At 56.1% G+C, this 13708-nt stretch carries 12 protein-coding genes and 1 riboswitch; of the genes, 9 read left to right on the top strand and 3 right to left on the bottom strand.

Translation table 11 applies throughout. The features are described 5' to 3' along the window. Window positions 1-152: 152 nt before the first annotated feature. The 3 genes from ABF824_RS05080 to acs all read left to right on the top strand — a co-directional run bounded on the left by ABF824_RS05080 (window position 153) and on the right by acs (window position 4099). Complete coding sequence (locus ABF824_RS05080) at window positions 153-1226, top strand: hypothetical protein (protein ID WP_415486804.1); 1074 nt, start codon at window positions 153-155, stop codon at window positions 1224-1226. A 2-nt stretch (window positions 1227-1228) separates the two neighbouring features. Next, window positions 1229-1990, top strand: coding sequence for a hypothetical protein (locus ABF824_RS05085; protein ID WP_415486805.1), 762 nt, complete (start codon window positions 1229-1231; stop codon window positions 1988-1990). A gap of 210 nt (window positions 1991-2200) precedes the next feature. Then, complete coding sequence (acs, locus tag ABF824_RS05090; protein WP_415486806.1) at window positions 2201-4099, top strand: acetate--CoA ligase; 1899 nt, start codon at window positions 2201-2203, stop codon at window positions 4097-4099. A gap of 33 nt (window positions 4100-4132) precedes the next feature. Here acs and putA read toward each other — a convergent pair whose 3' ends face one another. Further along, entirely contained in the window at window positions 4133-7660 is a 3528-nt protein-coding gene (putA, locus tag ABF824_RS05095; RefSeq protein WP_415486807.1) for a bifunctional proline dehydrogenase/L-glutamate gamma-semialdehyde dehydrogenase PutA, read from the bottom strand. A 141-nt stretch (window positions 7661-7801) separates the two neighbouring features. On the opposite strand from putA, the gene ABF824_RS05100 reads away from it, so the two are divergent. After that, complete coding sequence (locus tag ABF824_RS05100) at window positions 7802-8254, top strand: Lrp/AsnC ligand binding domain-containing protein (protein ID WP_415486808.1); 453 nt, start codon at window positions 7802-7804, stop codon at window positions 8252-8254. 6 nt (window positions 8255-8260) lie between these two features. On the opposite strand, the gene tmpT is transcribed toward ABF824_RS05100, so the two are convergent. After that, window positions 8261-8899, bottom strand: coding sequence for a thiopurine S-methyltransferase (gene tmpT / locus ABF824_RS05105; protein WP_415486809.1), 639 nt, complete (start codon window positions 8897-8899; stop codon window positions 8261-8263). Between the two features lie 253 nt (window positions 8900-9152). Further along, a riboswitch (FMN riboswitch) is annotated at window positions 9153-9307 on the top strand. A 93-nt stretch (window positions 9308-9400) separates the two neighbouring features. Here tmpT and ribD point away from each other — a divergent pair. The 5 genes from ribD (at window position 9401) to ABF824_RS05130 (ending at window position 13294) form a co-directional block, all read left to right on the top strand. Then, window positions 9401-10447 (top strand): bifunctional diaminohydroxyphosphoribosylaminopyrimidine deaminase/5-amino-6-(5-phosphoribosylamino)uracil reductase RibD, encoded by a 1047-nt coding sequence (gene ribD, locus ABF824_RS05110; protein ID WP_415486810.1) that lies wholly within the window; start codon window positions 9401-9403, stop codon window positions 10445-10447. An 8-nt stretch (window positions 10448-10455) separates the two neighbouring features. Beyond that, window positions 10456-11058, top strand: coding sequence for a riboflavin synthase (locus tag ABF824_RS05115; protein ID WP_415486811.1), 603 nt, complete (start codon window positions 10456-10458; stop codon window positions 11056-11058). 8 nt (window positions 11059-11066) lie between these two features. Then, window positions 11067-12350 carry a 3,4-dihydroxy-2-butanone-4-phosphate synthase gene (ribB, locus tag ABF824_RS05120; protein WP_415486857.1) on the top strand — a complete coding sequence of 428 codons (1284 nt, stop codon included), beginning with the start codon at window positions 11067-11069 and terminating at the stop codon, window positions 12348-12350. A gap of 27 nt (window positions 12351-12377) precedes the next feature. Continuing rightward, window positions 12378-12860, top strand: a complete 483-nt coding sequence (gene ribH, locus ABF824_RS05125; protein ID WP_415486812.1) for a 6,7-dimethyl-8-ribityllumazine synthase — start codon at window positions 12378-12380, stop codon at window positions 12858-12860. Between the two features lie 77 nt (window positions 12861-12937). Then, on the top strand, window positions 12938-13294 hold the full coding sequence (locus tag ABF824_RS05130) for a hypothetical protein (protein WP_415486813.1): 357 nt from the start codon (window positions 12938-12940) through the stop codon (window positions 13292-13294). A 30-nt stretch (window positions 13295-13324) separates the two neighbouring features. On the opposite strand, the gene ABF824_RS05135 is transcribed toward ABF824_RS05130, so the two are convergent. Then, a complete protein-coding gene (locus ABF824_RS05135) occupies window positions 13325-13663 on the bottom strand; it encodes a YegP family protein (RefSeq protein WP_415486814.1) in 339 nt (112 codons plus the stop codon). Window positions 13664-13708: the final 45 nt, after the last annotated feature.

Below are 13708 nucleotides of genomic sequence, written 5' to 3' on the forward strand. Positions count from 1 at the left end.
CTATACATTTTACTTCATTGTATAATAATTCTCAGGTAACTAAACATATTATGAAATAAATACCCAGACCTGAATGCATAAAAAATAAGACGGAGGTTGCCATGCTCTGTCATTGGCGCATGTGTTATTGCCTGTTTTTGTGCTCGCTTACCATGACGGCCTGCACGGAGCAGGCGCTGGTAACAATGCCTCCAATAGGAGGTGGAAAACTGGCATCAGGACTGCATTATTATCTTCCGATGGCGTATGTGCCCATCACGATCACCGGTGGTTCATCTGTCGCATCTGGTAAGGAAGAGGGTATTGCGAGCACGGATGCCGACACTTATCGGGTTTCCATCACGGTTAATCCTACGGTTTATGTCGCCAATCCTGATGAGCCTTTGTTTCTGGCTTGGCACCACTCTGGCTGGACAGAAGACGATATCGATCTGAAGGTCGGAAGTGACGGTCTTTTGCAAAATACAAATGTAATATCTGACGATAAGACTGGAGATATTGCAAAAAAGACTGTCGAAATTCTCGGTGAAGTCGCAAAGTTGGCTGGTGGAGTGCCGACGACAAGGACTTTAATTGTAAATCAAGATAAGGGAAAGCGTATAAATTGCCGACTTCCTTCCATTTCAAAGACTGTTTCATTTTTTCCGGATGAAAAATATGATCTTGTCTCCATAAAAAGGGCAGATAGCACACAAAAGATCGATATCCAGCTGCATCCTGAAAAAATACTGTCAAAAACAGATGTTGAAAAAAATACTTTCTTACAAGAAAAACACGATGGTATTGTTTTTCGGCGACCCTTCATAGCGCGTTATACCTTGACTGTGACGCCCAATCCAGAAGCAGAGCAGGCATGTGGAATAAGTGCGCAGAAAATGTCTTTTTCCGCTTTGGTGCCGGATAGGTCTCCTGATGGTTTGTTCAGAGAAGAGGTGAGTCGAAAGACGCTGGTCAAGCGAACGACAAATCTCGCCATTTCCAATGGAATGCTTTCTGAAGTGAAACTCAATTCACCCAGTAATATTCTAGCATATGTGTCATTGCCTGTTGATCTTCTAAAGGCAATAGCAGCGATTCCAGCGTCGGTTCTGACGTTTCGTATAGAACAAATCGAGGCGGCGAAAGGCGTAACAGCGGCGGAAGCAACTGCGATTGAGGCGCAGATTGATCTTTTGGCGAAAAAAGCGGCTTTGCAGGCGGCAAGTGCTGCCGAGAAAGGGGAATAATAATGACGTACGAAAAAGTTGTTACACGACGCCAGTTACTTGCAGGTCTATCCACTGGACTGATGGCCGGGGAAGCTTTTCTGCAAACTGTGGAGACGGCTCATGCAGCTTTCAGCGTTTCAGCAGGAATGCCAGACAAATTTGTTGGCCCAGCTTCGTTATGGCTGATGGAAACATGGGGAGATGTTTTCCGAAAGCGTTTATTGAATACACCGTTTTCTTCTGCGTTATTATGTGCTTTCGCGTGCCAGGAAAGTGGTTACATGTGGTGGACGCCGCTGCGGAAACAATACAGGCCGGCTGACTTATTGCGGTTACTTGTTCTGGATAACGTTACGCCACGCAATGCCTTTCCTCGAGACACACAGACTTTTTTGAAAGATGTTCGATATGGCGAGATTGCACAGGATCTGATCGCCGCCAGTGATACCTCACGAGAGGTGCGGCGTATCAAGAAAACGGGCAATCTTTTGTTTGGATATGGGCTGTTTCAGTATGATCTTCAGAATATCGTTGATGATCCTGATTTCTGGTTCAAGTCTATGCCTGGCAGGGGAGGGGATGTGCGAGGAATGTGGGGTGATATCGGGACATCGACGGATCGTTTTCTGAAGGTGCTTACAAAGAAATATTCCGTGAGTGGGGGCGATATGGATTTGGCTATCGCGAGGTACAATGGAGGGGGCTCTAATGCGCGGGAATATGCCAGGATTGTGCGTAGATTTGAACAGGAAGCTCTGAAGGCGGGGGTTCCGGAGTCATGAACGGTTTGCTACGAATATAGAGCTTGTGTTCGTGGTCTCCCAACATCCCAATCCACCTCCGAGCGCAAAGTTGTGAATCGGCCTTTGCCTTGATTTGCAATGTTATTCTGGGGTTTGTCTGGATTTCAGGCGAATAAACCGTCACTTTATTCGCCCGTAGCGGTTCCTGAGCCCTTACCTGCGGGTCTGTCCTGATGAAGAGCCATGATCATGCTGCTGTCCCCCCGCCTCACGCCTCCGCTGTACAAGCATCTGGCTGATGACGCCCGCCAAAATCCGGAAGCCTTCTGGCTTCGGGAAAGCCGTCGTCTGCACTGGTTTCATGCGCCGGAGACGGCAGTGGATCGTGGGCAGGGCTGGTTTGCTGACGGCACGCTGAACGCCAGTGTGAATTGTCTCGACCGGCATCTGGATACGCTAGGTGATGAGACCGCCATTATCTGGCAGGGAGAAGAGGCCGCAAGTGTTCTGCGCCTGACCTATCGGGAACTTCATGCCCGTGTCTGCGCCATGGCGAACGTTTTGCGCGATCACGGCGTGAAGCGTGGGGATCGTGTGGCGATCCATCTGCCTGCCGTTGTGGAGGGGGTGATCGCCATGCTCGCCTGCGCCCGTATCGGCGCGATGCATGTCGTTCTGTTCGGCGGCTTTTCGGCCGAGGCGATCGCGGACCGTCTTGTCGATAGTGGCGCTGTCGCCGTCATCACGGCCAATGTGGGCCGTCGGGGCGCGAAACGGGTGCCGTTCAAGGCCACGATGGATGCGGCGCTTGAACTGCGGAAGGATGCGCAGGCGGTTCGTTGCGTGCTGGTGGTGGAAATTGCATGGGCTGAAGTGCCAATGCAGGAAGGACGGGATTTCCGCCTGACTGAACTGCTTGAGGCGGCACCGACCGAATGTGAGCCGGAGGCAATGAAGGCCACGGATCCGCTGTTCCTGCTCTATACATCTGGTAGCACGGGGAAACCGAAAGGGATCGTGCATGGAACGGGGGGCTATCTCACTTGGGCCTCTTTCACGCATGAACTGATTTTTGACCATCAGCGCGGCGATATTTTCTGGTGCACGGCTGATATCGGCTGGATCACGGGGCACACATATGTCGCCTATGGGCCGCTGGCGAATGGTGGCACGCTGCTGATGTTCGAAGGCATGCCGTCTCACCCCACTCCGGGCCGGTGGTGGGAGGTCATCCAGAACCACAAGGTGACGACCTTCTATACTTCGCCCACCGCCATTCGTGCGCTGATGGCGGAGGGAGACGAGATTCCTGCTGGTTACGATCTTTCCAGTCTGCGCATTCTTGGTTCCGTGGGTGAACCCATCAATCATGAAGCATGGACATGGTTCCATGAAATTATTGGTGGCGGGAATTGTCCTGTGGTCGATACATGGTGGCAGACGGAAACCGGTGGCGCGATGATCTCGCTGGTCCCGGGGGCTGTCGCGCCCCGTCCGGCGTCGGCCACCTTGCCGTTACCCGGTGTCAATCCGGTGTTGCTTGACGATAAGGGGCAGCCGCTAGATGGAGCCACGGAAGGGCTGCTCTGTATCGACGGTTCTTGGCCCGGTCGGGCGCTTACGATCTGGCGTGATGATGCCCTGTTCCAGACGACCTATCTCAAGCCCTATCCCGGTCATTATTTCACCGGAGACGGTGCCCGTCGGGATGAGGATGGATATTACTGGATCACGGGACGTGTTGATGACGTGATCAATGTGTCCGGCCATCGTATCGGCTCGGCGGAAATTGAGGACGCGCTCTCAGAGGTTCACGATCTTTCGGAAAGTGCTGCGGTCGGGATTCCGCACGATATCAAGGGACAGGGACTGATCGTCTATATCGTACCGCATCCGGGTCTCGACGAAGCGACATTGGCCGCTCTGCCTGAGATGGTCACCAGAACGATTGCTGCGAAAGTCGGGCGCTACGCCGTGCCGGAACAGGTTTACGTTGTTCCGGACATTCCCAAGACACGTTCGGGCAAAAGCGTGCGGCGTCTGTTGCGCAAGATTGCCTGTGGCGAAACGGAGGGTTTTGGAGACCTTTCCACTCTCGCCAATCCGGCAATTGTGCCTGAACTGATCAAGATTGTTGCCTCTTCCTGACGGAAAACTGCTTTCCGTCAGGGGGCGTCTTTCTCAGCGTGCTTCGCTCATCAGCGCGACATTGCCGCCGGAGGCGGTAGTGTTCGTGCTCACCGAGCGTTCCTGCACCAGCCATTCCACCGGATAGAGCCCTGCTTCAGTCGGTGTAATGACAGAAACGATGGTGCTGAACCGTTTGCTCCATTGCTGAAGTTTCACGATTTCATCTGGATCCTTGGCGCAGAGGATGACATCCGGATGGGTTGTCGCGCCCATGAGGCTGATAGCACCCCGCAAGCGGTCAGGGATTTCGCCCAGAAGGGAAGCCATCTCTGGTGACAGGATTACCTGATTGCCAGCCGTCAGAGCCGCATCAATCTGCCGACTGAGACTTTCCGCATCCGGACCGGCGCACATGACGAGCCCGCGAGGGGATAGCTCATAGACATTCAGTTCGCCTGTGGGGCCGGGAAGTGTTTCACTCTTCTTGGGAAGACGTATGATGGTTTCAGACAGTTTCTGCCAATCCCGGAAAAGACGACTTTCACCAGAAAGAACTGCTGGCACCCAGTCTGGGGCAGGCGGGCAGGCGGAGAGGAAGCGGCGCAGATAGAGCGGGCCACCTGCTTTCGGGCCTGTACCCGAAAGACCGTGTCCCCCAAATGGCTGGCTGCCGACTACAGCACCGACCATATTGCGATTGATGTAGATATTTCCAGCATGAGAACTATGGATGGCATTATTTGCTTCGGTTTCGATGCGTGTGTGCATCCCGAATGTGAGCGCGTAGCCTGTGGCGTTGAGACTGTCGATGACGTGCTGACGATCCTCGCGGGCATAACGGACGACATGCAGAACCGGGCCAAAAACTTCATTCTTCAATGTTGTGACAGCATCGATTTCAATGAGGGTGGGGGGAACGAAGGTGCCGTGTGCACATTCCGCATCAGGTGTCGTCTGGAAGATGGGGAAACCCTGCGCGCGCATGCGTTCGATATGGGCAAGAATGCCATCCCGCGCTTCCGTATCGATGACCGGACCAACGTCCGTTTTCAGATATTGCGGCTGTGCCGTGTGAAGTTCCTGCATGGCGCCGCGCAGCATATTCAGAACCCGGTCGGCACAGTCATTCTGAACGCATAATACGCGGAGAGCGCTACATCTTTGGCCAGCACTGTCAAAGGCTGATATCAGAATGTCGCCGATGACCTGTTCCGCAAGGGCGGAGCTGTCCACTAGCATGCCATTCTGGCCACCTGTTTCAGCAATCAGCGGCACGGGCAGACCATGGCTGGTCAGGCGGCTGGACAGCTGATCCTGGATTGCGCGGGCAACTGCAGTGGAGCCTGTAAAAACGACGGCCTGTACACGGGAGTCCGCAACCAGTCTGGCGCCCGCTTTTCCATCACCGGGGATGAGTTGCAGCACGGTGTTCGGCACGCCAGCTTCGTGGAGAAGAGCGACTGCCGCCTGCGCGACAAGTGGCGTCTGCTCGGCGGGTTTTGCCAACACACTGTTGCCCGTGGCGAGAGCAGCCGAGACCTGACCGAGAAAGATCGCCAGAGGAAAATTCCACGGGCTGATGCAGACGACGGGGCCCAACGGACGATGTGTGGTGTTATCAAAGTTGTCGTGAACCTGTGCCCCGTAATAACGAAGAAAATCGACTGCCTCCCGGATTTCGGAAACGGTGTTGGGGAGGGTCTTGCCTGCCTCCCGCACCAGAATATCCATCAGGAGAGCATGATTCTGTTCCAGAAGATCAGCCGCTCTGAAAAGAATGTCACCGCGTTCCGCTGGAGTGCGGCTTTTCCAGTCATCATAAGCTGTTACGGCTTTGTCGAGCGCAGCATCAATGGCTGCTTCATCAAGGAAGTCGATGTTGCCAACGATATCCCTGTTATCAGCCGGATTCAGGATGCTCTGATTTCCATCCTGCGGAGGAAACGTAAGTGCGTTGAATTCATTTGAGAGCTTTGTGAGTGCATTTTCATCCCACAACGGCAGTCCCGCAGAGTTGCGCCGGGAGGGAGCGAAAAGCGCTTCCGGCCGGATCACGTTTTTTGCCGTTTCACCCGGCTGCACTAAAGTGAGCGGATCAGCGATCAGTGACTCGACCGGGATGGATTTATCCTGAATCTGATTGACGAAAGACGAATTCGCGCCATTTTCAAGAAGGCGCCGCACCAGATAGGCCAGAAGCGTTTCATGCGTGCCCACGGGGGCATACACCCGCATCGGGCGGTTCAATGCCGTCACCTGTGCGGCAAGAGCTTCGCCCATGCCATGCAGACACTGAAATTCGTAGTCACCAACAGAAAATCGGTCGCCAGCCAGAGTATAGATGCTGGCAAGCGTGCGGGCATTGTGCGTGGCGAATTGCGGGAACAGCACGTCTCTGGCTGCAAGCATCTTTCGCGCGCAGGCGAGATAGGCGATATCGGTGTGTGCTTTGATGGTGTAGACCGGGAAATCCGGGAGGCCGTCGACTTGTGCTCTCTTGATTTCCGTGTCCCAGTAAGCACCTTTGACAAGACGGATCATTAGGCGGTGGCCGGAGCGCCGTGCCAGATTGATCACCCAGTCAATGACGAACGGGGCGCGTTTCTGGTAAGCCTGAATAACGAAACCGAGGCCGTCCCAGCCTTTCAGCTGTGGTTCAAGCGCGAGTGCCTCAAGAATGTCGAGAGACAGTTCCAGTCGGTCGACTTCTTCCGCATCGATATTGAAGCCGATGTCATAGCGTTTTGCTATCGCAGCAAGTTTTATAACCTGAGGCAGGAGTTCCGTCATCACGCGTTCATGTTGCGCTCTGACATAACGTGGGTGGAGTGCGGAAAGCTTGATCGAAATGCCGGAGCTTGCGTAGACGCCTTGTCCACCTGAGGCTGCACCGACAGCGTGAATGGCCTGCTCGTAATCGCGATAGTAACGCTCCGCGTCGGCGGCCGTCATGGCGGCTTCGCCCAGCATATCATACGAATAACGAAGATGCTGGTTGTGGCGTGACTGTCCGTTTTTCAGCGCTTTCTGTATTGTCTCGCCAGAAACGAACTGATTGCCCATCATCTTCATCGCAGCGTGCAGCATATGACGAAGGGCTGGTGTGGCCGTCTGGGTCAGCAGGGTGGCTTTTACGCCCTTTCCTTTTGTGCTGGCGAGAAGACCGGTCGCGAAGGAGAGGCCGCCTGCGGAAAGATTGACCAGAGGTGTCTTCGTGCGCCCCATATGGCCGCGCCAGTTGCGTCCGGACAGCTTGTCCTGAATCAGCGCATCCTGTGTGGCTTTGTCAGGAATACGGAGTAGCGCTTCGGCAAGCTCCATGAGAGCAAGGCCTTCGGGCGTGGAAAGATCATATTCCCGCACCAGTGTCTGCACGAGACCGGATGACGGTGCTGCGCGTTGTTCCTCCACAAGCTTGCGGGCAAGGGCGTGGATCGCTCTTTCCTGTTCATCTGTGAGCGAGGCGGCCTTGCCCAGATCGGCGATCAGCGCCGCTTCCGATGTCCATGTATGATCGGTGATGGCGTGACGAAGCGGAGAGCGTTCAGGAACATGCAACGAAGGGGCAGGGACGACCATGTGGCGGGCTCGTTCTGAAGTTGTAACCTCTTCTGCATACGAAGTTTCTGGAAAAATTATCGACGTATTATCGTTTCAGTGTAAAAATAAAATTTGGTCGGGTGGGAAAACGCCCATCATTCGTTCGGACAGAAATCGTCGATGGATGCTCAGGATCGGAAAATACTGCGGATTATTCAGACAGATGGACGGATCACGAACGTCGATCTGGCCCGCGCGATTCACCTCAGCCCGGCGGCGACGCTGGAACGCGTGAGGCGGCTTGAGCAGCAGGGTGTCATTCAGGGCTATGCGGCGCAGCTCAATCCGGCAGCGGTGCAACTGGGGCTGCTGGTCTTTGTACAGATCACGCTTGATCGTACGGAGGATGATCTGTTCGAACGGTTTTCCCGCGCCGTCCGCACGGTTCCCCAGATCAGCGAATGTCACATGGTGGCGGGTGGGTTCGATTATCTGCTCAAGGCGCGTGTCAAAGACATGGCTGCCTATCGTCGCTTTCTGGGTGAAACGCTCACACGCCTGCCCGGCGTGCGGCAGATGCACACCTATACGGTTATGGAGGAGGTCAAATCCGACCCGACGCTGCCGGTCTGACAGTCATCAGTGTTGCATGCGCCATGCGGTTTCCCACGCGGGACCACGGCCTTTGATGCCGCCTGCGGCCTCAACGCGTTCCATTGGGATCAGAGAAGGGTAGGCGGCGTCATAAAGCGCGTGGACCTCGTCATCCGCCACTGCAAATGGTGGTCCACTATAGAGCGACTGGTCATAGTCGAGGGTGATAAGAAACTGAGGAGCGGTCTGCGTTATGCTGATGACATGCGTCGCATAGCGCTTCCGCATTTCGGGTGGCAGGGCGATAAGCGCTGCACGGTCATAGACAGCGTCGACATGCCCCAGAACTGCTTGTTCCAGATCGAAAATGTCTCCACAGAACAGCGTAATATTCTCGGCTTCAAAGCGTTCGAGGGCGCCATTACGGGTTATGGTCGGGGAAAGATTTTCTTCCCTAAAGAACTGCTCAACAGCCATGCGGCTGAGTTCAATGCCGACGACATGGAATCCCTTTGAGAGAAACCATGACAGATCACGTGTTTTGCCACACAGCGGAACGAAGATTCGTGCACCAGCTTTCACGCCCAGTTCAGAGAAATGGGCGGTAAGCAGGGTGTTGGGTACGCCTTCATGGAAGCCGATCTGATTGATACGCCACTTTTCCAGCCAGAACGCGCTATCCATGATGCGATCTTCCCTCCTGATATTTCGAGAAGATTATAGCAACTGGATAACAGAGGTGTCTTGGTCATTGCCGAGGAATGGGAAGTGTTTTCAACCCATCACGATGATAGTTTGGGAACAGTCATCCGCTCGGTACGCTTATGAGCGCAATTTCTGATGTTTTATGACGAAAATGGAAAAGTCGATAAACCGTGAAGTGACACTTTGGGAAAAGTGAGTTGCATTTCTCTGCGTGATAACCACATATTGAAAAAAGCGTTCTCAGGGCGGGGTGTAACTCCCCACCGGCGGTAATCGGTTCTGCAAGGAATCGGAAGCCCGCGAGCGCCTGTTCCGCAAGGGACAGGGTCAGCAGATCCGGTGAAACTCCGGAGCCGACGGTCATAGTCCGGATGAGAGAGAGCGGCGATGAATGCGGGCGCTTGAAATGTGTCCTGCGTGTGCCATCGTGTATCCGCCCTGAATCGACGTGTGTGGTGTGTCGTTTTGCGGACGGAATGAATGGCCGGTCGTCTAGTCTACGAACAGGTATCAAAAGCGTTTCATGCGGCTGTTGGAGAGGCGCGTCGGTTTGTCGGCGCCACCATGCCGAACCCGCCTGTGGGCTGCGCTCTGCTCGATGAAAACGGCACGATTCTGGCTGTCGCCGCCCATCATCGCGCTGGCACGGGGCATGCAGAAGCGAATGCGCTACGTCTGTGCGAAGAGCGCGGACTGACAGACCGGATCGCAACGGCGATTGTCACGCTGGAGCCCTGCAATCATACCGGCCGCACGCCTCCCTGCACCGAAGGGTTGCTCGCTACACCCGTCAAAACGATATGGATTGCCTGTCCGGACCCCAACCCGAAGGTGGCAGGCGGCGGCAGTGCGCGACTGGAAGCGGAAGGCCGGGAGGTGCGCTGGCTGGAACGTGAAAAGGCGCATATTCCTGATGGTGCCCTTCTGCTGGCTCAGTGCCGAGGCCTTATCGCCCCCTTCATTCGCTGGAGTGTGGAGGGGAAAAGCTGGCTCACCGTAAAACAGGCGGTCAACATTGATGGCCTGATGACACCTCCCCCCGGTCGAACAACTTTCACATCCAAACAGGCATTGGATCTGGCGCATCGTCTGCGTCGGGCGACCGATGCGGTCATTACCGCAGGGGGCACCGTGCGCGCCGATCTGCCGGGATTGGATGTCCGGCGGGTCGAGGATCACACGAACCGGCCGAAACGGCTGCTGGTCGTCTGTTCGCGCACGCAGGATGTGCCGCAGAACTGGCTGACGATCGCTGAGCGACGGTTTGATGTGATCTTTTCCGAATCCATCGAAGAAGCGCCCAGGCGTCTGGCAGAAGCGGGTGTGCTGTGGGCGCTGGTCGAAGCGGGCCCCACTCTGCTGGGAGAAATCCGCACGCGGAGCCTGTGGGACGACTGGCTGCGGATCGCGGTCCGTGCCGATGGTAACGAGGATTTTTCGGTCGAGAGGCGTCACGAGGCGACACCTCTGGCCCTGTTCGATGAATTGGCTGGCCCCATAGCCGCCATGCAACCGGACTTTGTGTGAGAGGACGTATGTTTTCAGGAATCATCGAACATCTGGGGACGGTCGCAGCGGTTCAGCCGGGAAACGCGTCCTGTATTCTCGATATCGACACGGGGATAACCGACGTGATCCTCGGCGAGAGCATCGCCGTAAACGGTGTCTGCCTGACGGCGACGGAGTTTAATGAAGACGGGCGGGTTCGCTTCTTTGTCAGTTCCGAAAGCCTCGACCGCACGGCGCTGGGACGGCTGAAGGAAGGTGCGCGCGTCAATCTGGAACGCGCCGTCACACCCGCCACGCGCCTGTCAGGCCACATCGTACAGGGTCATGTGGACGGCATAGCGACATTCTGCACGGCGGATCTGGTGGGTGACGCCCGTAAGTTGGTTTTCGCAGTGCCCGAAGCATTGCGTCGTTACATGGTCGAGAAGGGATCGATCACGCTGGACGGCATCAGCCTGACACTGAATGCCGTGAGCGAACCAAAGGACGGGGAGTTCACCATCGAGGTGATGATCATTCCCCACACATGGGACCACACCACGCTGGGCGCGCTTTCATCGGGTGATCCGGTGAATGTCGAGGTCGACGTGATTGCAAAATATGTGGAGAGCGTATGTCAGTATCGATAAAAGACAGAATGCCTCTCTCGCTGTTGCGGGCGGTCGAGGCAATCCGTGAGGGTCGCATGGTCATCATGGTCGATGATGAGGACCGTGAGAACGAAGGCGATCTCGTCATGGCTGCCGAGTTCATGACGCCAAAGGCGATGAACTTCATGGTGACGCACGGGCGTGGGCTTGTCTGCCTGCCGCTCACGCCGGAGCGCGTCGAGCAACTTGCCCTGCCGATGATGGTGAAGGTCAACAACGCTCCGCGCAGCACGGCTTTCACGGTGTCCATCGAGGCCAATGAAGGCGTGACGACCGGTATTTCCGCCCATGATCGCGCCCGCACGGTGCTGGCCGCCGTTGCGCCGGATGCGAAACCGACAGACCTCGTCTCGCCGGGGCATATTTTCCCGCTGCGCGCAGCACCCGGCGGCGTGCTGGAGCGTGACGGTCACACGGAAGGTTCCATCGACATCGCGCGTCTGGCGGGTTGCGCACCTGCTGCCGTGATCTGCGAAATCCTGAGTGAAGACGGCACGATGGCGCGTCGCCCGGAGCTGGAAGTGTTCGGGCGCAAGCACGATCTGCCCATTGTCTCCATTGCTGAACTGACGGCTTGGGTTCGCCAGCATGGAACGGCCCCAGTCCTGAGTGAGAATGTGGATATCGATCCGGTGTCCGCCTCTGTCGTGGCGGAACTGGCTGAGGCGCGTCTGCCGACGGTGTATGGCGGCGAGGATCTGATGATCCACGCTTTCCGTGATGCCGAAGGTGTCGAGCATGTGGCGCTGGTGAAAGGCGATCCAGCGGCGAAAGGTGCTGTGCCGCTCGTACGGATGCACTCCGAATGTGTGACGGGTGATGCGCTTGGTTCGATGCGGTGCGATTGTGGCAACCAGCTTCAGAAGGCGCTGCGTGAAATCGGGCAGGCGGAGAGTGGCGTGCTGCTTTACGTTCGCGGGCACGAGGGGCGCGGCATTGGGCTGGGCAACAAGATCCGGGCCTATGCATTGCAGGATCGGGGGCTGGATACGATCGACGCCAACCACGAACTCGGTTTCGAGACCGATCAGCGTGACTGGGCGGCGGCGTCGGCCATTCTGCGTGATCTTGGGGTGACGACGCTGGATCTGCTGACCAACAACCCCTCCAAGGTCAAAGCGCTGGAAGAACGCGGTTTCACCGTTCGCAAGCGTATCGGGCTGGAAGTGACACCCAACCCGTTCAATCGCGCCTATCTCGACGCCAAGCGGAAACGCATGGGCCATGCCCTGCAGGCGGAATCCGTTCCTGCACCGGCTGTCGTTCGCTGATTTTCTTCAAAAAGGTTTTTCTCTGACATGAGCACACGTTCTCCTGAATCCATGCCGTCCCTTCACCTGACACCGGCTCCGCGTCTGGCGTTGGTTGTGAGCCGTTTCAACGAGGACGTGACAGGCGGTCTGCGCAACGGTTCCATTGAGTGGCTGGGCGAGCATGGCATTTCAGTTTCGGATGAGGATGTATTCCTCGCGCCGGGTGCGTTCGAGCTGCCGCTGCTGGCCCAGACACTGGCGAAGACCGGTAAATATGAAGGCGTGATCTGCCTCGGTTGCGTCATCAAGGGTGACACGGCGCATTTCGAATTCATCAGTCTTGGCGCCACGGTCGGCATCCAGCAGGCTTCGCTGGCGACGGAAACGCCGATCGCATTCGGTATTCTGACGACCTACACGGAAGAGCAGGCTGTGTCCCGCTCGCGTGCGGATGTGCACAATAAAGGGCGTGAGGCTGCTGCGGCGTGTGTTGAGTCGATTGCGCTTCTGCGTCGTATCAAGGGCTGAAACTGCGGAACGACGCATCCTTGGAGTGTTGCAGGCGTTTCCTAATCAAAAGAGAGAGGCGGACAAGGATGCGTCGTATGAAAAGGATGCTTTGCGGGATGATGGTCATCACGGGGATGGTGGCGGTGTCATCTCCCACGATGGCCCAGACATATTACACGGGCCGTGCGATCACCTCCGGCAGCCGTACGGATAATTATCGGCGGAGCAGTATGCCGAAACCTCCGTCTGGTCTCAGCGGAATGGGTGCGGGCACTGAACCGCGCGCTACATCACCTCTATTTCCCAGAACGTCGTCAGGACGCACGACACCTTATCAATCGCCATTGACCGAGCGGCGTGCTCCCGAGACGCCGGCCTTGCCGCATACCGCGAAGCCGGTTCTGCCCCAGTCCTATAAAAGTGAAATGGTTGGAAAGAGTCAGAAACGCTGACGGGCGACGGTTCTGACAGAGGAAGTGAGGTCAGCTATGGGTGAGATCGCTGACGGACGCTTCCGGCGCATTATGTTTGACGGATTCAATGCCGTTCTCGCGTGCAGCCACACTGCTATAGAGTTCGCTGGTGCCGATGACCTGACCATTGGTTGCCTTGAGATTGAACATCGGCTTGCCTGACGTCGATGTCTTGCGTTCATAATGCGCGTCATCCGGCGCGTTTTTCCTGATGGACTCAATGCCGTTGGTCGCGCTGGCCTTCTGTTTGTAGCCCTCGCTCACTAGGATGATTTCGCCATTTCCGGCTTTCAGGCGGAAACGGAACTCTCCTGCCTTGTCTTTGTATAATTCGAACCGGGCAACCATCGTATTTTCCTTCCTGCTGGCATGGCAGAAGATGAGAGCGTTGTC

Source organism: Acetobacter sp. (assembly GCF_047721705.1).
In the GTDB taxonomy this organism is placed as follows: Bacteria; Pseudomonadota; Alphaproteobacteria; order Acetobacterales; family Acetobacteraceae; genus Acetobacter.

Excerpts from the sequence above, each read along its gene's own strand:
- ABF824_RS05080 (WP_415486804.1), top strand. The coding sequence starts at position 153 with ATGACGGCCTGCACGGAGCAGGCGCTGGTAACAATGCCTCCAATAGGA.
- ABF824_RS05085 (WP_415486805.1), top strand. The coding sequence starts at position 1,229 with ATGACGTACGAAAAAGTTGTTACACGACGCCAGTTACTTGCAGGTCTA.
- acs (WP_415486806.1), top strand. The coding sequence starts at position 2,201 with ATGCTGCTGTCCCCCCGCCTCACGCCTCCGCTGTACAAGCATCTGGCT.
- putA (WP_415486807.1), bottom strand. The coding sequence starts at position 7,660 with ATGGTCGTCCCTGCCCCTTCGTTGCATGTTCCTGAACGCTCTCCGCTT.
- ABF824_RS05100 (WP_415486808.1), top strand. The coding sequence starts at position 7,802 with ATGGATGCTCAGGATCGGAAAATACTGCGGATTATTCAGACAGATGGA.
- tmpT (WP_415486809.1), bottom strand. The coding sequence starts at position 8,899 with ATGGATAGCGCGTTCTGGCTGGAAAAGTGGCGTATCAATCAGATCGGC.
- ribD (WP_415486810.1), top strand. The coding sequence starts at position 9,401 with ATGGCCGGTCGTCTAGTCTACGAACAGGTATCAAAAGCGTTTCATGCG.
- ABF824_RS05115 (WP_415486811.1), top strand. The coding sequence starts at position 10,456 with ATGTTTTCAGGAATCATCGAACATCTGGGGACGGTCGCAGCGGTTCAG.
- ribB (WP_415486857.1), top strand. The coding sequence starts at position 11,067 with ATGCCTCTCTCGCTGTTGCGGGCGGTCGAGGCAATCCGTGAGGGTCGC.
- ribH (WP_415486812.1), top strand. The coding sequence starts at position 12,378 with ATGAGCACACGTTCTCCTGAATCCATGCCGTCCCTTCACCTGACACCG.
- ABF824_RS05130 (WP_415486813.1), top strand. The coding sequence starts at position 12,938 with ATGAAAAGGATGCTTTGCGGGATGATGGTCATCACGGGGATGGTGGCG.
- ABF824_RS05135 (WP_415486814.1), bottom strand. The coding sequence starts at position 13,663 with ATGGTTGCCCGGTTCGAATTATACAAAGACAAGGCAGGAGAGTTCCGT.